Origin of the sequence: Streptomyces sp. NPDC006134 (genome assembly GCF_040628835.1) — a bacterium.
GTDB lineage: Bacteria > Actinomycetota > Actinomycetes > Streptomycetales > Streptomycetaceae > Streptomyces.
This window is the reverse complement of the sequence record NZ_JBEXTV010000041.1, coordinates 1-19,567: the sequence shown is the minus strand read 5'-3', so window position 1 is coordinate 19,567 and position 19,567 is coordinate 1. Positions and strand designations below refer to the sequence as shown.

The 19,567-nt window shown below is 71.1% G+C and carries 20 protein-coding genes; 10 read left to right on the top strand and 10 right to left on the bottom strand.

Features of this window, described 5'->3' with window-relative positions:
- Positions 1-151 precede the first annotated feature (151 nt).
- The 3 genes from ABZ340_RS24750 (at position 152) to ABZ340_RS24740 (ending at position 2,997) form a co-directional block, all read left to right on the top strand.
- A complete protein-coding gene (locus tag ABZ340_RS24750) occupies positions 152-1,255 on the top strand; it encodes a Gfo/Idh/MocA family oxidoreductase (RefSeq protein ID WP_358784007.1) in 1,104 nt (367 codons plus the stop codon).
- A 113-nt stretch (positions 1,256-1,368) separates the two neighbouring features.
- The gene (locus tag ABZ340_RS24745) at positions 1,369-1,893 is read left to right on the top strand and encodes a heme-degrading domain-containing protein (RefSeq protein ID WP_358784006.1); all 525 of its coding nucleotides are present in this window, start codon (positions 1,369-1,371) and stop codon (positions 1,891-1,893) included.
- A gap of 228 nt (positions 1,894-2,121) precedes the next feature.
- Complete coding sequence (locus tag ABZ340_RS24740; protein ID WP_358784005.1) at positions 2,122-2,997, top strand: LLM class F420-dependent oxidoreductase; 876 nt, start codon at positions 2,122-2,124, stop codon at positions 2,995-2,997.
- Positions 2,998-3,244: 247 nt separating this feature from the next.
- On the opposite strand, the gene ABZ340_RS24735 is transcribed toward ABZ340_RS24740, so the two are convergent.
- From ABZ340_RS24735 to ABZ340_RS24720, 4 genes are all read right to left on the bottom strand, one after another.
- A complete protein-coding gene (locus tag ABZ340_RS24735; protein ID WP_358784004.1) occupies positions 3,245-4,102 on the bottom strand; it encodes a fumarylacetoacetate hydrolase family protein in 858 nt (285 codons plus the stop codon).
- A 161-nt stretch (positions 4,103-4,263) separates the two neighbouring features.
- On the bottom strand, positions 4,264-4,977 hold the full coding sequence (locus tag ABZ340_RS24730) for a YidC/Oxa1 family membrane protein insertase (RefSeq protein ID WP_358784003.1): 714 nt from the start codon (positions 4,975-4,977) through the stop codon (positions 4,264-4,266).
- A gap of 118 nt (positions 4,978-5,095) precedes the next feature.
- On the bottom strand, positions 5,096-5,407 hold the full coding sequence (locus ABZ340_RS24725; RefSeq protein ID WP_358784002.1) for a DUF6412 domain-containing protein: 312 nt from the start codon (positions 5,405-5,407) through the stop codon (positions 5,096-5,098).
- A gap of 82 nt (positions 5,408-5,489) precedes the next feature.
- On the bottom strand, positions 5,490-6,017 hold the full coding sequence (locus ABZ340_RS24720; RefSeq protein ID WP_358784001.1) for a helix-turn-helix domain-containing protein: 528 nt from the start codon (positions 6,015-6,017) through the stop codon (positions 5,490-5,492).
- 139 nt (positions 6,018-6,156) lie between these two features.
- On the opposite strand from ABZ340_RS24720, the gene ABZ340_RS24715 reads away from it, so the two are divergent.
- The 4 genes from ABZ340_RS24715 (at position 6,157) to ABZ340_RS24700 (ending at position 12,928) form a co-directional block, all read left to right on the top strand.
- Entirely contained in the window at positions 6,157-7,632 is a 1,476-nt protein-coding gene (locus ABZ340_RS24715) for an MFS transporter (protein ID WP_358784000.1), read from the top strand.
- 229 nt (positions 7,633-7,861) lie between these two features.
- Entirely contained in the window at positions 7,862-8,905 is a 1,044-nt protein-coding gene (locus ABZ340_RS24710; RefSeq protein WP_358783999.1) for an SEC-C domain-containing protein, read from the top strand.
- Positions 8,906-9,023: 118 nt separating this feature from the next.
- The gene (locus tag ABZ340_RS24705; RefSeq protein WP_358783998.1) at positions 9,024-12,173 is read left to right on the top strand and encodes a DUF3427 domain-containing protein; all 3,150 of its coding nucleotides are present in this window, start codon (positions 9,024-9,026) and stop codon (positions 12,171-12,173) included.
- Positions 12,174-12,274: 101 nt separating this feature from the next.
- Positions 12,275-12,928 carry an HAD family hydrolase gene (locus ABZ340_RS24700; RefSeq protein WP_358783997.1) on the top strand — a complete coding sequence of 218 codons (654 nt, stop codon included), beginning with the start codon at positions 12,275-12,277 and terminating at the stop codon, positions 12,926-12,928.
- Here the strand turns inward: ABZ340_RS24700 and ABZ340_RS24695 are convergent.
- Positions 12,918-14,192, bottom strand: a complete 1,275-nt coding sequence (locus ABZ340_RS24695) for a transcriptional regulator (RefSeq protein WP_358783996.1) — start codon at positions 14,190-14,192, stop codon at positions 12,918-12,920. The genes ABZ340_RS24700 and ABZ340_RS24695 overlap by 11 nt on opposite strands.
- A gap of 198 nt (positions 14,193-14,390) precedes the next feature.
- Here ABZ340_RS24695 and ABZ340_RS24690 point away from each other — a divergent pair, with 198 nt between their 5' ends.
- Together ABZ340_RS24690 and tgmC are read left to right on the top strand one after the other, a co-directional pair.
- Entirely contained in the window at positions 14,391-14,903 is a 513-nt protein-coding gene (locus ABZ340_RS24690; RefSeq protein ID WP_358783995.1) for a hypothetical protein, read from the top strand.
- On the top strand, positions 14,887-16,083 hold the full coding sequence (gene tgmC / locus ABZ340_RS24685; protein WP_358783994.1) for an ATP-grasp peptide maturase system methyltransferase: 1,197 nt from the start codon (positions 14,887-14,889) through the stop codon (positions 16,081-16,083). Before ABZ340_RS24690 ends, tgmC begins: the two co-directional genes overlap by 17 nt.
- Before the next feature lie 131 nt (positions 16,084-16,214).
- On the opposite strand, the gene ABZ340_RS24680 is transcribed toward tgmC, so the two are convergent.
- The 5 genes from ABZ340_RS24680 to ABZ340_RS24660 all read right to left on the bottom strand — a co-directional run bounded on the left by ABZ340_RS24680 (position 16,215) and on the right by ABZ340_RS24660 (position 19,029).
- The gene (locus ABZ340_RS24680) at positions 16,215-16,385 is read right to left on the bottom strand and encodes a hypothetical protein (RefSeq protein WP_358783993.1); all 171 of its coding nucleotides are present in this window, start codon (positions 16,383-16,385) and stop codon (positions 16,215-16,217) included.
- Positions 16,386-16,461: 76 nt separating this feature from the next.
- Entirely contained in the window at positions 16,462-16,770 is a 309-nt protein-coding gene (locus ABZ340_RS24675; RefSeq protein ID WP_358783992.1) for a hypothetical protein, read from the bottom strand.
- Positions 16,771-16,830: 60 nt separating this feature from the next.
- Entirely contained in the window at positions 16,831-17,691 is an 861-nt protein-coding gene (locus tag ABZ340_RS24670; protein ID WP_358783991.1) for an alpha/beta hydrolase, read from the bottom strand.
- A gap of 151 nt (positions 17,692-17,842) precedes the next feature.
- Positions 17,843-18,343 carry a DUF2267 domain-containing protein gene (locus ABZ340_RS24665; protein ID WP_358783990.1) on the bottom strand — a complete coding sequence of 167 codons (501 nt, stop codon included), beginning with the start codon at positions 18,341-18,343 and terminating at the stop codon, positions 17,843-17,845.
- A gap of 266 nt (positions 18,344-18,609) precedes the next feature.
- Positions 18,610-19,029: an Hsp20/alpha crystallin family protein gene (locus ABZ340_RS24660; RefSeq protein WP_358783989.1), complete on the bottom strand. Its 420-nt coding sequence runs from the start codon at positions 19,027-19,029 to the stop codon at positions 18,610-18,612.
- Positions 19,030-19,219: 190 nt separating this feature from the next.
- On the opposite strand from ABZ340_RS24660, the gene ABZ340_RS24655 reads away from it, so the two are divergent.
- On the top strand, positions 19,220-19,546 hold the full coding sequence (locus ABZ340_RS24655) for a hypothetical protein (protein ID WP_358783988.1): 327 nt from the start codon (positions 19,220-19,222) through the stop codon (positions 19,544-19,546).
- The last annotated feature ends 21 nt before the right edge of the window (positions 19,547-19,567 follow it).

Sequence of the window (19,567 nt, the reverse complement as noted above, 5' to 3'; positions counted from 1 at the left end):
GCACCCCCCGCTCCACCCGTACCGCTCACGCCGCCCGCACTGCCCGTCCTGCTCACACCGCCCGTACCGCCTGCACCACCGTTCGCGCTGTTCACACCCCCTATTGTCGCCTCCGCTTGCACTTTGGCAACAGCGTTGCGAAAGTGGGGGCATGACTGGTACTTCCCCCGGCACCTCCTCCGGCACTCCCGCGCGCGGCCCGCTCCGCGTCGGCCTCGTCGGCTACGGCCTCGCGGGCTCCGTCTTCCACGCCCCGCTGATCGCCGCCACCGAGGGCCTGACCCTGGACACGGTCGTCACCTCGAACCCCGAGCGGCAGCGGCAGGCCCGCGCCGAGTTCCCGGACGTACGGATCGCCGCCACCCCCGACGAGCTGTTCGACCGGGCCGCCGAACTGGACCTGGTCGTCATCGCCTCGCCGAACAAGACGCACGTCCCGCTCGCGGCCACCGCCCTCAAGGCCGGTCTGCCGGTCGTGGTGGACAAGCCGATCGCGGGCACGGCGGCCGAGGCGCGCGAGCTGGCGGCGCTCGCCGAGGAGCGCGGCGTCCTGCTGTCGGTCTTCCAGAACCGCCGCTGGGACAACGACTTCCTGACCCTGCGCAAGCTGCTCGCCGAGGGCGCCCTGGGCGACGTATGGCGGTTCGAGTCGCGTTTCGAGCGGTGGCGGCCCAAGCCGAAGGGCGGCTGGCGGGAGTCCGGCGACCCGGCGGAGATCGGGGGTCTGCTGTACGACCTCGGCAGCCATGTCGTCGACCAGGCGCTGGTGCTGTTCGGCCCGGCCACGCAGGTGTACGCCGAGTCGGTGGTGCGCCGCGCGGGCGCGGAGGCCGACGACGACACGTTCATCGCCCTCACGCACGCGAACGGGGTGCGCTCGCACCTGTACGTCTCGTCGACCGCCGCCCAGCTCGGCCCCCGCTTCCGGGTGCTGGGCTCGCAGGCCGGCTACGTCAAGTACGGCCTGGACCCGCAGGAGGCGGCGCTGCGCGAGAGCAAGCGGCCCGGCCCCGGCTGGGGCGAGGAGGACGAGTCGCTGTGGGGCCGGGTCGGTTCCGGCGAGTCGCCGCTGACCGGCGGCGGCCGGGTGGAGCCGTCGCTGCCGGGCGACTACCCCGCCTACTACGCGGCGGTGGCGAAGGCCCTGCTGGAGGGCGGCCCCAACCCGGTGAGCGCCCACGAGGCCGCCGCCGCGCTGGACGTCCTGGAGGCGGCCCGCCGGTCGGCCCGGGACGGGGTGACGGTGGCTCTGTGACCTCTCCCGACCAGTCCGGCCGATCCGGCCAGTCCGACCGATCCGACCAGTCCGACCGATCCGGCCGATCCGGCCGATCCGGCCAGTCCCCGACCCGGAAGGCGGCCCCCACGATGACCACCCCGACCCCGACCCCGACCCCGACCCCGACCCCGGACCCCGGCTCGCCCCCGAGCGTGGAGGAACTGGAGGCACAGCAACGCCGTCTGGTCTTCCGCCGGTTCACGTACGACGACGCCTGGGCGCTGGGCTCGCTCCTGGTCGAGCTGGCCCGGGAGCGGCAGGCCCCGGTCGCCATCGACATCCACCGGGCCGGACAGCAGCTCTTCCACGCGGCGCTGCCCGGCTCCACCCCCGACAACGACGCCTGGATCGCCCGCAAGCGCCGGGTGGTGGAGCGCTACGGCGCCCCCTCCTACCTGGTGGGCGCCCGCTTCCGCGCCAAGGGCTCGACGTTCGAGGAGTCCTCGCGCCTCGACCCCGACACCTACGCGGCGCACGGCGGGTCCTTCCCGATCACCGTGGAGGGCGTGGGTGTGGTCGGCGCGGTCACGGTGTCCGGGCTGCCGCAGGTGCAGGACCACCGGCTGGTGGTGGAGGCGCTGGAGCGTTTCCTGGAGGGGTCCCCGGGCCGGTAGGCCGACCGGCACACCGGCTCACCCGCTCGTCGACTCACCCGTTCACCTGCTCACCCGCTCACCTGCTCCCCCGCTCCCCCGCTCCCCCGCTCACCCGCTCACCCGCTCACCCGCTCACCGCGGTGGGAATCACCGTCGCGCCCCTCCGGTTGGCACGCGGTGTACATGTACAAGGAATGACCACGGTCGTCACGGCACGCGCACCCGGCTGGAGGGAACGAGAAACCGATGAGCGAGTACGCAGGGAACCTCAAGCAGCAGGTCGGCCGGTACGGCATCTGGAGCGTCGGACTGCGCGCGGAGGACCCCGAGCGGCGGGACGAACGCGCCGAGGCGGTCGCGGAGTTGGAGCGGCTCGGTTTCGGCGCCGTGTGGCTGGGCGGCAACAGCTCCGCCCGCAACGCCGTCCCGCTGCTCCGGGCGAGCGAGCGGATCGTCGTGGGCACCAGCATCCAGAGCATCTGGGAGCACGGCGCCGACGCCGCCGCGGCGGACTTCACCGAGGTGGAGGCGGCCCACCCGGGCCGCTTCGTCCTCGGCCTCGGGGTGAGCCACGGCCCGCGGGTGACGGGCTACCGGCGCCCGTACTCGACGATGGTCGAGTACGTCGACGCCCTGGACAAGGCGGGCATGCCCGCCGGCCGCCGGGTGCTGGCCGCGCTCGGCGCCAAGATGCTCCGGCTGTCCCGGGACCGGGCGGCGGGCGCGATCCCGTACCTGGTCACACCCGAGCACACCGCGCAGGCCCGGGAGATCCTCGGCGTCGACGCCCTGCTGGCCCCGGAGTTCAAGGTCGTCCTCGACTCCGACCCGGTCCGCGCCCGCGCGACCGCCCGCGCCTACCTCGCCCGCTACCTGGAACTCCCGAACTACGTCCGGAACTTCCTCCGCATCGGCTTCACCGAGGCCGACGTGACGGGCGGCGGCAGCGACCGCCTGATCGACGCGGTGTTCGCCTGGGGCGACGAGGACGCCATCCGCCGCCGTATCACCGCCTTCCACGAGGCGGGCGCCGACCACGTCGCCCTCCAGGTGGTGGAGGAGGGCCCGCAGGACGTCCTGCCCCGGGAAGGCTGGCGCAGACTGGCCGCCCTGCTGGGATGAGCGCGCCCTCTCGGCTTCCCTGTGAGGAATGAGCTGAGGAATGAGCGCGCCCTCTCGGCTTCCCTGTCAGGGATGAGCGCGCTCCCTCGGCTTCCCTGCCGGGGTTGCCGGGGTGAGCCGACCGGCGTTCCAGGGGCGCGGGGAACTGCGCGACCGGCCACCCACAACCCGCGGCCGACAACGCACCGCAGCTCCCCGGCCCCCCTCCCCACCTCAGCCCACCCCGCTCCACCCCCCAGCGGAGCGCCTACGCGTCCTTGAGCTCCTGCCGCTGCCGCCCCAGCCCTTCGATCTCCAGCTCGACGACGTCCCCCGCCCGCAGGTACGGCTTCGGCTCGGGCTGCCCCATCGCCACCCCCGCCGGCGTCCCGGTGTTGATGACGTCACCGGGGTACAGGGTCATGAACCGGCTGACGTACCGCACGACCTCCCCCACCGGGAAGATCTGGTCGGCGGTCGTCCCGTCCTGCCTCAGCTCGCCGTTGACCCACAGCCGGAGCGTGAGGTTCTGCGGGTCGGGCACCTCGTCGGCGGTGACCAGCCACGGCCCGAGCGGGTTGAACGTCTCGCAGTTCTTGCCCTTGTCCCAGGTCCCGCCGCGCTCGATCTGGAACTCGCGCTCGGACACGTCGTGGGCGACCGCGTACCCGGCCACGCACGCGAGCCCCTCCTCGGCCGACTCCAGGTAGCGGGCCGTACGCCCGATCACGACCGCCAGCTCCACCTCCCAGTCGGTCTTGACGGATCCGCGCGGTACGAGCACGGTGTCGTCCGGCCCGACCACCGTGTCCGGCGCCTTGAAGAAGACGACGGGCTCGGCGGGCGGCTCGGCGCCGACCTCGCGGGCGTGGTCGTGGTAGTTCAGCCCGATGCACACGATCTTTCCGATGCGCCCGAGCGGCGGCCCGATCCGCAGCCCCGTCGCGTCCAGCGCGGGCAGGTCACCGGCGTCGGCGGCGGCGCGGATCCGGCGGAGCGCCGCGTCGTCGGCGAGCAGCGCGCCGTCGACGTCCGGCACGAGGCCCGACAGGTCCCGCAGTGTTCCATCGGCGTCGAGCAGCGCAGGGCGCTCCGCACCCGCCGTACCGACTCGCAGCAGCTTCATGGTCCAACTCCCTCGATCGCGGGCAGCCCCACCGATGAGGTGCGACGGGGTGCGGCCGGCGCAGCCATCGGAGGACTTGGTCGATCCTCCAAGGTGCGGGTGCGCTCCGCAATACCGCGTTCACGTACTGGACCGTAACCGGTGGGGCCGGAGGCCGCCGCTCACCGGTACAGCACGGCCCGTTCGACGGCGCTCCACGTCGTACTGGTCACCATGTACAGCGCGGCGGCCAGCGGCACCACGGCGACGGTGACGAGCGTGAAGAAGGACAGGAACGGCATGACCCGGCCGACCGCGGCCAGTCCCGGCACCTGCTCCCCGTCCCCGGCCGGCACCAGGGGCTGGGCGGCCGTCATCCGCTTGGTCAGCCGGTAGCTGAAGGTGGCGACGGCGGCGACGACCACGAACAGCCCGGCGTAGACGAGCCCCGCGCCCCCGAACATCCCGCCCTCGCCCAGGGCGTCGGCCCACCGGCCGCCGAGCGGGGCGGCGAACAGCCGGTGCGTGAGCAGTTCGTTCGCCCGCCCGCCGATCGTGGTGCTGGAGAACAGGTGGTAGAGGAGGAAGAAGGCGGGCAGCTGGAACAGGGCGGGCAGGCAGCCCGACAGCGGTGACACCTTCTCCTTCCGGTGCAGTTCCAGCATGGCCCGCTGGAGCTTTTCGGGGTTCTTCCCATGCTTGCGGCGCAGTTCGGCGATCTTCGGCTGGAGCGCGGTCCGCGCCTTCTGCCCGCGCGCGGCGGCCCGGGACAGGGGCAGGACGAGGAGGCGTACGAGGGCGGTGAAGAGGACGATCGCGGCGGCGGCGGCAGTGGCGCCGAACAGCGGCTGGAGCAGGTCGGCGAGGCGCTCGACCAGGCTGGCGAACACGGACATGGGTGGGTGAGCCCTCCGGGGGTCTCGTCGTGCCGGTGACGTGGGTGTGCGGCATGACGACCCGCGTGGGGCGCGGCCGGGCGGTGGAACCCGCCGGAGAAGTGGGGTGGAGCGCGCCCTACGCGGTGGTCGCCGGGAGGGCGTGACCGGGCGCCCGGGGCCGCCGGCGGCCGGGGGCGTCGGGGTCGCGTTGCGGCAGGAAGGCCGTACGGCGGGCGCGGTCCCGTATCGCGGTGCGTACGCGCGTGGGCGGCACGACGGGAACGCAGCGGGCGGCGATCACCGCGCAGGCGGCGAGCGCGGCCCCGGCCGCGGCGGTCGCGGCGAGCGCGACGGTGACGGACAGCAGACCGGCGTCGAGCAGGGCGGCCTGGAGGAACAGGAGCACCAGCGCGAGGACGGGACGCGGATCGGCCCAGTCGCGGAACATCGGCGGCCCCTCCCCTCTCGTCTCGGTCGGTCGTACGCGCGGTCGTACGTACGTCAGTTGTACAGCATCGGTCCGTCAGTCATCAGTCCGGATCGACGGCCAGCGGTTGCAGCAGCCGCTTCGGCCTGAGCAGCGCGCGGCTGACCGGATCCGCCGGGTCCGGATCGAGTCCCGGCCCCGGCACCATCTCAACGTCCGCGACGGGCACGGAGGTTCCGCAGGTGGCGCATGCGCCGTACGGGCCGAGCTCGGTACCGCACTCCGCGTGCCGGAAGATCCGCAGCGGGGCGGTGCCGTAGTGCTCGCGCCCCCACAGCCCGAGCGCCCACAGGACCGGCCACAGCGTGATGCCCCGGTCCGTGACGACGTACTCGTCCCGGGGCGGCGACTCCTGGTACCGGCGCCGTTCCAGGATGCCCTCGGCGGTGAGCGCCTGGAGGCGGTTGGCCAGGACGGCGCGCGGGATGCCCAGGTGCACCAGGAAGTCGTTGTAGCGCCGGATGCCGTAGAGCGCGTCGCGGATCACCAGCAGTGTCCACCGCTCGCCGACGACCTCCAGCGCGCGGGCGATCGAGCACTCCTGCGTCGCGTAGTCCTTGCCCAGTGCCATGCGGACCACTGTAACCACTCGCCGGCAAATCGGTTCAGTCAACGAACCGTCGCTGCTAAGGTGACGCCGCACGCCAGTTCATTCACTGAACCTACAAGTAACCGGCCCCGTACCGCGGCCTCCGAAAGGACGCACAGCGATGCCCGACACCGGAACCGACCCCACCGCGGCAGCAGCCGCCCCTCCCACCGCCCCCGCCCCACGGGAGGGAGCCCGCGCAACCGGAGGAACCGGCAAACCGGTTGGACCGATCGGACCGACCGGACCGGGCGGGTCCGCCGAACGTCCCCCGCACCCCGGCCGCACCCTCGCCCTGACCAGCGCCGCCACCGCCACCGCCCTGATGATCTACACGGCGCCGATGGTCACGCTCCCCGCCACCGCCGCCGCCCTGCGCACCCCGCTGTCCGCCCAGGCATGGCTGCTGAACGGCACCCCGCTCGGTCTGGCCGCCGCCCTGCTGGTGGCCGGCAGCCTCGCCGACGACCACGGCCGCCGCCGGATCTTCACCGCGGGCACGCTGGCCCTCGGCGTCACCGCCCTCCTGAGCGCCTTCGCGACGACGACGTGGCTGTTCACGGCGGCCCGTGTCGCCCAGGGCGCGGCCAGCGCGGCCCTCCTGGCCAGCAGCCTCGGCCTGCTGGTGCACGCCTTCCCGACGCCGGGCGGACGCCTGCGGGCGACCGGCGTGTGGGGCGCGTTCGTCAGCGGCGGCATCGCGGTGGGCCCGCTGCTCGCCGGGGCGTTTTCGAGCTGGCGGGCGGCGTACGCCGTCCTGGGCGCCGTCGCCCTGCTGCTGGCCGGGCTCGGGGCGCGGGGACTGGCGGAATCGCGCTCCCCGCGCGGTGGCCGGCCGGACCTCGCCGGTGCGCTGGCCTTCGGAGCGGCGCTGCTCTCGCTGGTGGCGGCGCTGACCCTGGGCCGGGACGGCTGGCTGCGCGCCCCCGTGGGCGTACTGCTGGCGGCGGCCGTCCTGCTGCTGGCCCTGTTCGCCCTGCTGGAACGCCGCGCGGACGCACCGATGATCGACCTCGCCCTGCTGCGCCGCCCCCGCTTCCTGGCCTCGTCCGCCGGCGGCCTGTTCACGGGCCTGGGCGTGATCGGCCTGTTCAGCTACCTGCCGGCGCTGCTCCAGCAGGCCTTGGGCCTGTCCCCCATGGACACGGCGTGGCTGTTCCTCATCTGGTCCGGCCTCTCCTTCACCGTCGCCCTCCAGGCCCGCCGCCTCGCCGGCCGCGTCCCGCCCCGCCACCAGCTCGCCCTCGGCTTCGCCCTGCACACCGCCGGTGTCCTGGCCATGCTGGGCGCGGTCGGCGCCGGCTCCTGGCCGCGCCTCCTGCCCGGCCTGGTCGTCGCCGGGATCGGCAGCGGCCTGCTCAACGCCGCCCTGCCCCTGCTCGCGGTGGAGTCGGTCCCGGCGGCACGGGCCGCGATGGGCTCGGGCGCCCAGCAGACCTTCCGGTACGTCGGCTCCTGCGCCGGGGTGGCCCTGACGATCGCCGTGGCGACCTCGGCGGACGGCCCGGGACCGGGCGCGGACCTCGCCCTGTGGGTCTCGGCGGCACTGGGGACGGCGGGGGCGGCGGCGGTGCTGGGGCTGCGGGAACGGGGGTGAGCGGGGACACCGCGGACGACCCACGAGAACAGGACCACGGGCCCGCAAGGACAGGATCGCGGCCCCGCAGGAACAGGGCCGCGGCCCCCGAAGAACAACAGGACCACGGCCCCACGAGAACAGGACCACGGCCCCGCGAAAACAGGGAGGCACCCGCCGCCCCCGGGGATACGGCTCCACCCCCACGGGTACCTCACCTTTGTCACCGCTCGGCAGTACGGTGTCCCCCATGCGCCCCGACACGCCTGCCGAGAACGTCGACCACACCGCCGAGGCGGCACGCCTGGAGCGGACCGCCGGCCTCTACCCGGAGGACTCCGAGGCCCTGCTCCTGCGGGCCGCCGCCCACCTGGAACTGGCCGGCGACCGCCCCGCCGCGACCAAGCTCTACGACCGCCTGCTGTCCACGCCCGCCGCCCTGGAGAACCCCGCCCTGGTGCGCGCCCTGAAGGCGTCGAACCTCTGGGAGTACGGCCACGAGGCGGAGGCCCGGGCCATCATCGAGGGCATCCGCACGGCGGCCCCCCGCGACCCGGCCCCCTGGGTGATCGTCGCGGAGGCCCTGGAGTCCCACGACGAGCTGGAGGCGGCCCACGAGACGTTCACGGAGGGCGCCCGCCTCCTCCTCACCGACGTACCGGAACCCCCGTACGCCACCCGCCCGCTCCTCATCGGCCGCCACCGCGTCCGCCGCATGCTGGGCGTGTCCCACGACCAGTGGGACACCCTGGCGGACACCCTCCACTCGATGCCGGTCTCCCTGGACGAGCTCCACGACCCCAAGCGGGTCTGGTCCCTCGGCTCGGACAACCCGGCGGAGCTGGAGGCGGAGATCTCCCGCCTGCGCGCGGAACTCGGCGCCTACCGCGAGGCCCTCTCCCGCCCCTTCCCGGTCGCGATGCTCCACTGGCCGGCCGGCGAACTGGCCGAGCTGGTCGCCGCCTACCCGGAGCTGGCCGCGGAGTACCCCTCCCACGAGGAGCACCTGGCCACCCTGGAGGCAGCCCTGCGCGAACTGGCCGCCTCCGGCACCGCGAACCTGGGCATCGTCACGGGCACGGTGCCGTCCTACGAGGCGTTCGCCGCCTCGGAGGGCACCTCCCCGACCGACACGACCCTGCTGCCGCAGTACGCGACGGTCCTGGCGGCCCGGGGAAGGGCCGTGTCCTGGCCACCGGAGAGGGGGGCGGGGTGCTGGTGCGGGTCGGGGCGGGTGTACGGGGAGTGTCACGGCGCCACGCCCTCCGACGCCCCCACCGATGGTGTGGCCTGACCGAGTTCTTAGGCCTGGCGGGCCCCGGTTGGTCGGGGCGCAGACCTACGCTCCCCCTCGCTTGTCAGTGGTGCCTGTTAGAACAGACCCACATTTGACGCGTGATGAGGGGGTTGTGGTGACGGAGACGGAGAATCCGGCTCAGCCGGTGGCCGGGGTGTACGAAAAGCTGATCACCCAGGACGTGCGCAACGAGCTGGAGCAGTTGGAGGCCGCGGGTTGGAAGGCCGTCGACGCGGAGGTCAGTGCCGAGTCATCGCCTCACGTGCTGGCCCGTCACATCGGCGAGGTGGTCGCTCGCAGGCTCCAACAGCTCCCGCCCGACCAGCAAGTTCCGTTCGCCAATCAGGTCCTGGAGTCTCTGACCACCGAGGCATCCGATCACAGCAATGCCGATCCGATAAGCAAGGTCATCGAGGGTCCCCGACAGTTGCTCGCGCTCGCCGAGCAGGAAGCGGCCGGGGTTTATGCCATCCGTCCGCTCACTCCGCTCTCCGAAACGTCGCTGCTGACCAACTCGTCCGAGGACCTCAACCTGGGCGCAGAACTACGTGCGGAACTCGCGACCGCGGATCGCGTCGATCTGCTCTGCGCATTCGTGAAGTGGTACGGCCTGCGGGTCCTGGAAGATTCCCTCCGCGCCGCCAAGGAGCGCGGCGTACCGATCCGGGTCATCACGACCACCTACATGGGCGCCACCGACCGCCACGCGCTCGACCGTCTGGTCCGTGACTTTGGTGCCACCGTCAAGGTGAACTACGAGATCCGCTCCACCCGCCTGCACGCCAAGGCATGGCTGTTCCGGCGCAAGACGGGGTTCGACACCGCCTACGTCGGCAGCTCGAACCTGTCGAGAGCAGCCCTGCTCGACGGTCTGGAGTGGAACGTCCGTCTGTCGTCCGTCGCCACACCCGCGGTGCTGGACAAGTTCGAAGCCACCTTTGACGCGTATTGGAACAACACCGCTTTCGAGACGTACGACCCCGACCGGCACAGTGAGCGTCTCGATGAAGCGCTGGCACAGGCGAGTGGCGGTACCCGGACCACTGACCTGAAGATCAACCTCTCCGGCCTTGAGGTGCGCCCCTTCCCACATCAGCGGGACATGCTGGAGCGGCTCCGCGTCGAGCGGGAAGTTCGCGGACGGCACCGGAACCTGCTTGTCGCAGCCACCGGCACGGGTAAGACGGTGATGGCCGCGCTGGACTACCGAGACCTGTGCAAGAAGTGGGGCAGCGAGCGACCCCGGCTCCTGTTCGTGGCGCACCGTAAGGAAATCCTCAGGCAGTCTCTGCGCACCTACCGCGAGGTATTGGACGATGCCTCGTTCGGGGAGCTCTTGTACGGCGGGGAAGACCCTCGCGACTGGAACCACGTCTTCGCCAGTGTTCAATCCCTGAACGTCCGGCGGTTGGAGCAGTTGGGGCGCGACCACTTCGACGTCATCGTCATCGACGAGTTCCACCACGCCACTGCCACAACGTATCGACGGGTCATCGAGCACTTCGAACCGAAGGAATTGCTGGGTCTGACCGCGACCCCCGAGCGGATGGACGGGCTGAATGTCCAAGACGAGTTCTTCGATGGACGCATCGCAGCGGAGATGCGTCTGTGGGAAGCCTTGGAGAACGATCTTCTGTGCCCTTTCCACTACTTCGGCGTCCCGGACGGCACAGATCTGAGGAACCTGACCTGGCAGAGGGGTGCGTACGCCGACCAGGATCTCGACAAGCTCTACACGGGCAATGACGCTCGCGCACGGATCGTGGTGAAGCAGATCCGCGACAAGGTGTCCCATCCGGGGGCGATGCGCGCGCTGGGCTTCTGCGTCAGCAAGGCGCACGCCCACTTCATGGCGGACTTCTTCCGCAGGGCCAACTTCCAGGCCGTAGCGCTGGACAGCGATTCTCCTGCCGATGTACGCGCCCAGGCGCTGAGCGACCTGCGTGACGGAAAGCTCCAGGTGATCTTCTCCGTCGACCTGTTCAACGAAGGGCTCGACATCCCCGATGTCGACACCCTGCTCCTCCTCCGCCCCACCGGCAGTGCCACTGTCTTCCTCCAGCAGTTGGGCCGAGGGCTTAGGCGCACCGAGACGAAGCCCGTGCTCACCGTGCTCGACTTCATAGGACAGCACCGTGCGGAGTTCCGCTTCGAAGAACAATTCCGGGCCTTGACCAACCTGTCGCGGAACCGGCTCGTCAACCACATAGAGAATGACTTCCCCCAATTGCCCTCCGGCTGCCAAATCATCCTTGAAGGCAAGGCGAAGGAGCTCGTACTCGGAAATATCCGCACTCAGCTAAATGCCACGGTGAATACGCTGGTCAAGGAGGTGAAGGACTACAGCACACCGCGGCTCGCCGACTACCTCCGGGAAAGCCGCCGGGAGATCAAGGAGTTGTACAAGAGCGACAACTCCTGGACAACCGTTTTGCGTCGAGCCGGGTTCATCGAGAGTGCCGCCCCATCGGAAGAAGCACCTCTCCTCAAGCGCGTGCACGCTTTCCTCCACGTAGACGATCCAGAGCGCGCCCAGACCTACATACGTCTGCTCAGTGACGACGCTCCACCGTACGGCGAGCTGAGCCACACCGAGCAGGCTTACGCCCGCATGCTCTTCTTCAACATCTGGGACAACGCAGGCGGCTTCACCAGCTACGAGGAAGGCCTTGAGTCGCTGCGCCCACAGTGGGCGTTCCGTGACGAGCTCAGGCAGGTGCTCTCCCATGTCATCGACCAAGCGGACCACTTCCCCATCCCCTTGTCCGGTCACCTCAGCCGGGTCCCCTTGAAGGTCCACAGCTCGTACAACCGCTCCGAGATCCTGGCCGCCCTCGGCGTGGCCCGCTTCGGCGGCCAGATGCCCCGGTCCTTCGCGCAAGGTGTGCAGTGGGTCGAGGAGCTTCAGACGGATGCCCTGCTGATCACGCTGGAGAAAAACGAGAAGGACTTCTCACCCACCGTCCGCTACAAGGACTACGCGTTGAGCCCGACCCTCTTCCACTGGGAGTCCCAGAACGCGACAGCTGCCAATTCACCTACCGGCCTGCGATACCAGCAGCACGCACAGAGGGGCAGCCAGGTACTGCTGTTCATGCGGCGCTACAAGAACAGTGACATAGGAAAGTCCCAGCCGTGGATGCTCCTCGGTCCGGCGACCTACGAGAGCCACACCGGCAGCAAGCCAATGTCCATCAAGTGGCGCTTGAAGCACGAGCTTCCGGCCGACGTGTGGACGTACTCCGCCGTCGCGAGCGGGAGCTGAACCAAAGGGCTGTACCCTAAATGATCTTTTGCGGTGCAGCCCTCAGGTCGGCTGCCGACCGGCACCGACCTGGCCAGGCCTGACCCCGATACCCTGCCCCCATGATTCGCGCAGTGGTCTTCGACGTAGGCGAGTGCCTCGTGGACGAGACGCGTGAGTACGGCACCTGGGCCGATTGGCTCGGCGTACCACGCCACACGTTCCACGCGATGTTCGGTGCCGTGATCGCCCAGGGCCGGGACTACCGGGAGACGTTCCAGGAGTTCCGGCCCGGCTTCGACCTCTATGAGGAGCGCGAGAAGCGGGCCGCCGCCGGGCAGCCGGAGACCTTCGGGGAGGAGGACCTCTACCCGGACGTGCGCCCGGCCCTGGCCGAGCTGCGGGCCGAAGGCCTCTGGCTCGGTATCGCCGGAAACCAGACCGTCCGGGCGGGGCGAATCCTGCGGGAACTGTTCTCCGAGGACGTCGACCTGATCGGCACGTCCGACGACTGGGGGGCGAGCAAGCCCGACCCCGAGTTCTTCAAGCGGGTCGCACACGCCGTGCCGTTCGAGGCCGGTGAGATCCTGTACGTCGGTGACCGCTGCGACAACGACATCCGGCCCGCCCGCGAAGCGGGGATGCACACCGCGCTCGTACATCGCGGGCCGTGGGCCACCATCCAGTGGAACAGTGCCGAAGCCAGGGAGTTGCCCACCTTCCGTGTCGAAGGGCTTCACCAGCTTCCGGAGAAAGTTCGCCACTTCAACGGCTGAGCGCACTGACCGTCGTGGACCAGTCGTACAGGCGGTCGTCCAGGTCGCGGACACAGCGTTCGTGCTGGTGCGGGGTGAGGGCACGGCGGACCTCGCGTACGCGGTCCATGCCGGCCGCGTACCAGGTCACCGCCAGTTGATCGAGGGCCTGTCCCGCGTACGCGCAGGCCGCTTCCGGATTTCCGGAGGCCGCTTCGACGGCCGCCAGGTCGGCGCAGACAACCGTGCGCTGCTTCTCCTCGCCGGGTGCCATGGCCTCCAAAGCCGCGAGCAGTGTCTCCCGGGCCTGCGGGAGGTGGCCCGCCAGCAACTGGGTATTGCCCTTGAAGGCCGCGAGGCGGGCCGGGGAGAACCAGTCCATCCACTCGGGCGACGGGTGTTCGTTGCCGTCGTTCAGGACATCCTCCGCATGGCCGATCAGGTGCAGGGCGGTCCGCGTGTTGCCGCACCTGGTCTCACACTCGGCCTCCACGGCGTCCAGCCAGGCCAGGAACTCGGCCGAGGCCGGGGCGCGACGGGCGTAAGTCCGTGCCGCGATCATGCGTTCCAGCGCGCCGTCGCGGTCCTGTCCCCACCCCGGGATGAAGGCCATGTGCGCGAGGATCGCCGAACCGAGGAGCGCGTCGTCGGCCTCCCCCGCCGCCTGTAGGGCCAGGAGCAGAGTGTCGTGTGCGGCGCTCGGTTCCCGCAGGTCGAAGAACTCGATCCTGCCCGCCAGGAGATACGTCTCCGCCAGTGCCGCCGCGAGCACGCGGCGCGTCGAGTCCTCCGTTTCCGGCAGCAGAGCGCAACCCAGTGATGCGTGGGCCATGACAGCGGGATGCAGCCTGGCTGGTGCGACCGACCAGTAGAGCCGCCGGTGCGACCGGGTGACCGCCTCGAAGTCCGTGCCGGCCGTGGCGGGCTGGGGCGCGGCGACGGCACGTCCGGGGCTCATCGTCACTCCCAGGGCTGCCACCCCTCCGGCCACCAGCGTGCGCCGCACGGGATCGGGGTGGTGGCTTTCCGGCCCCCAAGGGGGCGTGAACCCCAGCGACTCCATGCTCTGTCCCAGCAGGTGGGCCAGTACACGCTGACAATCCGGCTGCGGCCAGGGCGGGTTGTCCGACTCCCAGCGGCGGACCTGCCGCACTCCGATGGACAGGCCACGGATACCCATGCGTTTCGCGTGCTCCGTGAGAGCGTCGGCCAAGACCTGCTGAGAGTTGAATCCGGCCGCCAGACGGGCGGCCTTGAGCCGGACATTGCCTGCGGGCCTCGGCATGGGGCACCTCCTGGTCTCGACTGCTTCAACCATGACATAAAAGGTCCGGTACTAGGCACCGCTTCACCCTTAGGCGGCTTTCTGAGACCTCTTCAAGCCCTTCAGATGTCCTCTCAAAGTCCTCGTTTATGGAGGGTGGTGGGTGGACTCTGAGCGACGTACCTGACCGCACGAGGCAGCAGGGAGCAGGGAACGACCGTGTATACGCAACAGGCCCTGGACCGGGCGATCGCCGAGTGGCTCGCCCGGACCCACCCGGCGCCAGAAAACGTCTGGAGGGAGTGGGACACGCAGGGTGTCGCGCTCTTGCCGCTCGGCGAGCGGTTCGCCGCAGTGCGGCTGCCGGGCGGGATCGTCCACGCCGCCGTCGATTCCGAGGACAGGGATCGCGTCGCCGCGGCTCTGGGCGAGCGGCTCGGCGGATCGATCATTCATGACCGCCGTGTGGCGGGAGGCACCTACTACGCCCTGATCCAGGCGCATGCCGGTCTCGTCTGGGCCTACGGCGACGCCGCGGTCTGTCTCGGCCACGGAACGTACCTGGGTGTGCCGCGGATTGACCGGCAGCAACCGCCAGGCACGTACTGGGTCGTCCCGCCTCGTTACGAGGGTGACCTGTGCGCGCCGCGAGCGATCGTCGACCTGGTCGAGACGGGGCGTTCGCAGGTGGCGGCACGGGAGGAAGTGGCTGACGATGCTCACCGGCTGTGAGAGTGACGCGGCTCGCCTGCGCGAGTCCATGGTGAAGAGGCTCGTCCAAGCCGGTGTTCTAGAAGATCCGGCCTGGCGGGCGGCGGTGGAAGAAGTGCCGCGGCACCGATTCGTCCCGGGTTTCTACCTGCCCGCCGACCGGTGCGACGCCCGAGGGCTGACGGTTTGGGAGCCGATCACCGCTGAGCTGGACCGGGACCGATGGCTGACCGCCGCCTATTCCGACATGTCACTGGTCACGCAGTTCGTCGGCGAGGAGCCCGACTGGAGTGACCCGCACGTCCGCCGCGGAGGGACCCCCACGTCATCGTCCGCCCCGCCGTCGTTTGCCCTGCGCATGTGGGAGGACGCCGAAGTCACTGAGGGCCACACGGTGCTGGAGATCGGTACGGGGACCGGCTACTCGACGGCATTGGCCTGTGAGCGCCTGGATTCCTCGCACGTCACGAGCGTCGACGTCGATCCGCGGCGGCTGGCGGCGGCGTCGAACGCGCTCCACGACTGTGGGTACGCGCCGACACTGGCCGCGGCGGATGGGACGTACGGCTACTGGCCCGAGGCCTGGTTCGACCGAATCGTGACCACCTGTTCCTTCCGCACCGTGCCGCCCGCACTGATCGCCCAGACCCGGCCGGGCGGAAAGATCCTGCTCACGCTGTCCGGTTGGCTGCACGGACACGCCCGCGCCCTGCTCACCGTGGCCGAGGACGGTACGGCCGAAGGCCCGCTGGTCCCGGGCACCGTCTCCTTCCTGCCCGCCCCCTCCCACGCGGCTCCACCGTTCGGCAACCCCGGCGACTGGGCCGCGGGTCTCTCCGGTAAGCCCAGAGCGGCCCGGCACCGCCCCGAGCGACTCACGGCCATGGATGAGGATGCCTCCCACCTGCGCTTCTTGGTCCAAAACGCTGTGCCCGCCGCGCAGATGCTCACCGTCGACGGGATCGTGCATGTCATCGACGTCAGCACAGGCTCCGCCGCCACCCTCACCTCTGCCGACGGATGCTGGCAGGTTCGCGAAGGCGGCCCGGTGAAACTGTGGGAACGCGTAGAGCAGATCGTGGATTCCTTCGACGACGCCGACAGGCCGGGCCCCGAGAGCTTCACACTGCATGTGCGAGGTGGGGAACAACGCCTGTGGCATCCGCAGATGCCCGCGTTCCCATGGTTCGGCATCAGATGAACGTCTCACGGTTCACGTTCCAGCAGTCGCTCCAATGTCCCCGTCGCCCCCTGGGCGCTCCTCCAGCACCCAGGTGCCCCAGGTCCTCCAGCATCGTCAGTTCGGCGGCGGTGGTCGGACGAGGCCCGCGTTCAGTCCGCGAGATTGCCGTTGCCGCCGAGATTGGCGACCGTGCGGCGGAGGACGTCGATCGTCGTGGCGTAGGCGGACGGGGCGATGCCCTCGTGCATCTGCCGGTGCACCCGCGCGTTGCGGTCCCGGGCGCGGATACGGGCCGCCTCGCCCGCCTCGGTGAGGGTCATGGCGCCCGGGAGCCGCGGGCCCTCCGGGTCCTGCGGGGCGTCAGGGTTTTCCGGGGCGTCAGGGTTTTCCGGGGCGTCAGGGTTTCCCGGGGCTTCGGTCAGCCAGCCGCGGGCCATCAGGTCGTCGTAGACCGTAGACCGTGTCGAAGTCGATGCCCAGGTCCTCGTACGGGGTCAGGCGCGCGGTGAGGGTGGCGCGGGTCCAGGTGCCGGGGGCGCCGGCGACGTGGTTGAGGGTCCACCAGTGGGGCTGGGTGGGGTTCTCGGCGGCCAGTCGGGCGCGGAGGGCTCCGACTGCCCGGCGGTGGATCTCACCGCTCCACGCGCTGATGGGCTGGGCGGCCGGTTCTTCCCGCGGGTAGTCCCTGAGGGGTGGGTGGCTCATGTGCCGTCTCCGTTCCGTGGGTCACCGGTGGCCCGGTGGGACGAGAGCCGACGTAGAAACTCAATTTTGGTTCAGGTCAAGGTCTTTCCGGGTGCGCAGGAAGGCGGTGACGGCCTCGTGGAGGCGGGCCGGCTGGTCCAGGTGGACGTCGTGGCCCGCGTCCGGGATCAGGGTGTGGCGGGTCCGGGGGCGGCGGGTCAGCATCTCGGTCGTCTCGTCGTCGCCCAGGGTTCCCTTGTCGCCGCGGACGAGGAGGGTGGGGTGGGGGATGCGGGACCAGTGGGACCAGTACGACGTCGTCGCCAGCTCCGCCACGCAGGCGACGATCCTGTCGTGGTCGAAGCGGGGGTGCCAGCCGTCCGCTCGCCGCTCCAGGCCCCTCGCCCATGCCTCGTGGCCGAGGAACTCCCTGGCCGCGTCGAGGGTTTCGAACGGGGTCGGCCAGCTGTCCAGCCAGGAGGCGATCCGGGTGGGCAGGTCCGGGTTCGGGCCGCCCGGCCCGGCCTCCACGAGGACGAGGGACGCCACCCGGGCGGGGTGCGCGGCGGCCAGCAGCAGGGCCGTGTGGCCGCCCAGGGACTGGCCGATCAGGGTCGCCGGGGTGAGGGAGAGGTGGTCGATCAGGGCCAGGGCGTCCTGGACGTGGGAGGCGCGGGTCGTCGTGGCGGGGCGGCGGGTGCTGTCGCCGTGGGCGCGGGCGTCGTACGTCACCACGCGGTGGCCGTCGGCCAGGAGGCGGTGGGTGAGGTCGTCCCATTCGCCCTGGTGTCCCGCCAGGCCGTGGAGGAGCAGGATCGGGGGCGGGGCGGGGACGGAAGCGGGGGTGGCGGGCCCGGTGGGGCGGTGGTCCCCGTATCCGGTGGGGCGGTGGTCCCGGTAGGCGATGCGGGTGCCGTCCGGGGTGGTGAGGTGGGTGGGCATTGGTCCGGTCTCCACGAGGACGGCTGACGTACGCGGCTGTCCCAGGGTGGCAGCGGGCGGCCGGCCACCGCCACCCCGTAAAGGCCCGTAAGGGAAGGGGCTGGTGGTGGCCGGCCGCCGGGTCTCTACGGACGGTCGTGCCGGCGGGGTGTCACGGCGCCGGGCTCAGGTCCGCCCGCCCGAACAGGAGGGCGTAACCGGGCGGGAGCTGGGCGAGGATGCGGGTGATCAGGTCGTCACCGACCAGGGGCGGCAGCACGCTGAGGACCGAGCTGACGTCCCAGCGCGCGGTGGCCGGGGTGGATCCCTCGATGCGGGCCGCGACCGAGTCGACGAACTCGGACGCGGTCAGCGGGCGGGTCGCCGGGATCTGGGAGGCGACGACCCTGGCCGCCTCCTCGGGCAGGGCCTGGGCCAGGTCGACGCGTTCGTCGCCGATCACGTGCCCGCCGAGGGCCGAGAGGACGATGCGGGTGACCCGTTCCGCCTCCGCCCTGGTCGCGTACTGTCCGGCCGCCCGGACCTCCTCGACCATGTCGGTCCAGCGGGGCCGCGCCGGAAGCGTCGGCGCGGACACCGTGGACACCGTGGACGGCGCGGGTGCGGGCATGGCCGGCGACACCGTCACGCTCGGCTCCATCGTCGTGCTCATCTACGGGCTCCTCCTCCAGGTCGGTCCCAGGTCGGGTTCCCGGTTGAAGCCGGACCGGGCCTCGGATCAGGTTCCGGATCGGTCACGAATACGTGATCTCGCCGGTCCCGGCCGGTCAGGGCCCGGTGGGCCGGGTCCCGGCCGGCGCCAGGTCCCGCCCGGCTTCGGTCGGTCCGTCGCTCCGCCGCGGTGGGCGGACAGGTGGCCGCGTCCCGCAGGCGGCGTACGGTGCCCGCGGGACGCTTCTCGTGGGGTGCTGTGTGCTGTCAGCTGTTGAGCTGCTTGCGGCCGTCGCCGCCGGTGATCTGGATGCGGCGCGGCTTGGCCTGCTCGGCGACCGGGATGCGCAGGGTCAGGACGCCGGCTTCGTACGAGGCGTCGATCCGGTCCGTGTCGAGGGTCTCCCCGAGGAACAGCTGGCGCGTGAACGTGCCGGTCGGCCGTTCGGCGACCAGTACCTCGGCGCTCTCGGGGGCGGGAGAACGGCGCTCGGCGCGGACGTTCAGGACGTTGCGCTCGACGTCCAGCTCGATGGTCTCGGGGTCGATGCCGGGCAGGTCGAAGTGGACGAGGAAGTCGTCCCCGGACCGGTAGGCGTCCATCGGCATGGCACCCGGGCGGGCGGACCCGAAGACCTGCTGCGTGAGCCGGTCGAACTCGCGGAACGGGTCCGTGCGCATGAGCATCACAGGTCACTCCTTCCCTCAGGCGCTTCGTGTGCGATGCCCTACTGCTTCTTCTTATATAGCTCGGGGGAGGAAAGTTGACAAGCCCCGACTCAGGTAAGGGTTGAGCTGCGGTTCCGGGATTAGCCTCGGTGCCGGAAGCGAAGCCGGCTCGGGCCGGAAGCGAGCACGGAGGAGGAGGTCGGTCGGCATGGTGAAGGTTCCCAGCGCGGTCGTGGCCGCGAGCGGACTGGTCGGCGGGTACGGCGTCGCCCGCTGGACGAAGAAGCGGCAGCTCGGCGGGGCGGTGCTGGCGGTCGCCGGGGCCGCCGCCGCGCAGCAGTGGCGGCAGCGGGCCGGCGGGCCGGCCGCGGGTGCGCTGTCCGCGGCGTACGTCGCGGCCTTCGCCGGGTCGCATCCGCTGGCCAAGAAGGTCGGCGCCTGGCCGGCGGTGTTCGGGGTGGCGTTGGGGCTCTGGGCGGCGAGGGCGTCGAGGGTGAGCCTGACGTCTCCTTCCTCGGGCTTCCAGTGCAGGTAGCTTCCCTGATTGGTGTGCTGC

Coding starts and splice junctions, on each gene's coding strand:
- ABZ340_RS24750 (WP_358784007.1), top strand. CDS start 152: ATGACTGGTACTTCCCCCGGCACCTCCTCCGGCACTCCCGCGCGCGGC.
- ABZ340_RS24745 (WP_358784006.1), top strand. CDS start 1,369: ATGACCACCCCGACCCCGACCCCGACCCCGACCCCGACCCCGGACCCC.
- ABZ340_RS24740 (WP_358784005.1), top strand. CDS start 2,122: ATGAGCGAGTACGCAGGGAACCTCAAGCAGCAGGTCGGCCGGTACGGC.
- ABZ340_RS24735 (WP_358784004.1), bottom strand. CDS start 4,102: ATGAAGCTGCTGCGAGTCGGTACGGCGGGTGCGGAGCGCCCTGCGCTG.
- ABZ340_RS24730 (WP_358784003.1), bottom strand. CDS start 4,977: ATGTCCGTGTTCGCCAGCCTGGTCGAGCGCCTCGCCGACCTGCTCCAG.
- ABZ340_RS24725 (WP_358784002.1), bottom strand. CDS start 5,407: ATGTTCCGCGACTGGGCCGATCCGCGTCCCGTCCTCGCGCTGGTGCTC.
- ABZ340_RS24720 (WP_358784001.1), bottom strand. CDS start 6,017: ATGGCACTGGGCAAGGACTACGCGACGCAGGAGTGCTCGATCGCCCGC.
- ABZ340_RS24715 (WP_358784000.1), top strand. CDS start 6,157: ATGCCCGACACCGGAACCGACCCCACCGCGGCAGCAGCCGCCCCTCCC.
- ABZ340_RS24710 (WP_358783999.1), top strand. CDS start 7,862: ATGCGCCCCGACACGCCTGCCGAGAACGTCGACCACACCGCCGAGGCG.
- ABZ340_RS24700 (WP_358783997.1), top strand. CDS start 12,275: ATGATTCGCGCAGTGGTCTTCGACGTAGGCGAGTGCCTCGTGGACGAG.
- ABZ340_RS24695 (WP_358783996.1), bottom strand. CDS start 14,192: ATGCCGAGGCCCGCAGGCAATGTCCGGCTCAAGGCCGCCCGTCTGGCG.
- tgmC (WP_358783994.1), top strand. CDS start 14,887: ATGCTCACCGGCTGTGAGAGTGACGCGGCTCGCCTGCGCGAGTCCATG.
- ABZ340_RS24680 (WP_358783993.1), bottom strand. CDS start 16,385: ATGACCCTCACCGAGGCGGGCGAGGCGGCCCGTATCCGCGCCCGGGAC.
- ABZ340_RS24675 (WP_358783992.1), bottom strand. CDS start 16,770: ATGAGCCACCCACCCCTCAGGGACTACCCGCGGGAAGAACCGGCCGCC.
- ABZ340_RS24670 (WP_358783991.1), bottom strand. CDS start 17,691: ATGCCCACCCACCTCACCACCCCGGACGGCACCCGCATCGCCTACCGG.
- ABZ340_RS24665 (WP_358783990.1), bottom strand. CDS start 18,343: ATGAGCACGACGATGGAGCCGAGCGTGACGGTGTCGCCGGCCATGCCC.
- ABZ340_RS24660 (WP_358783989.1), bottom strand. CDS start 19,029: ATGCTCATGCGCACGGACCCGTTCCGCGAGTTCGACCGGCTCACGCAG.
- ABZ340_RS24655 (WP_358783988.1), top strand. CDS start 19,220: ATGGTGAAGGTTCCCAGCGCGGTCGTGGCCGCGAGCGGACTGGTCGGC.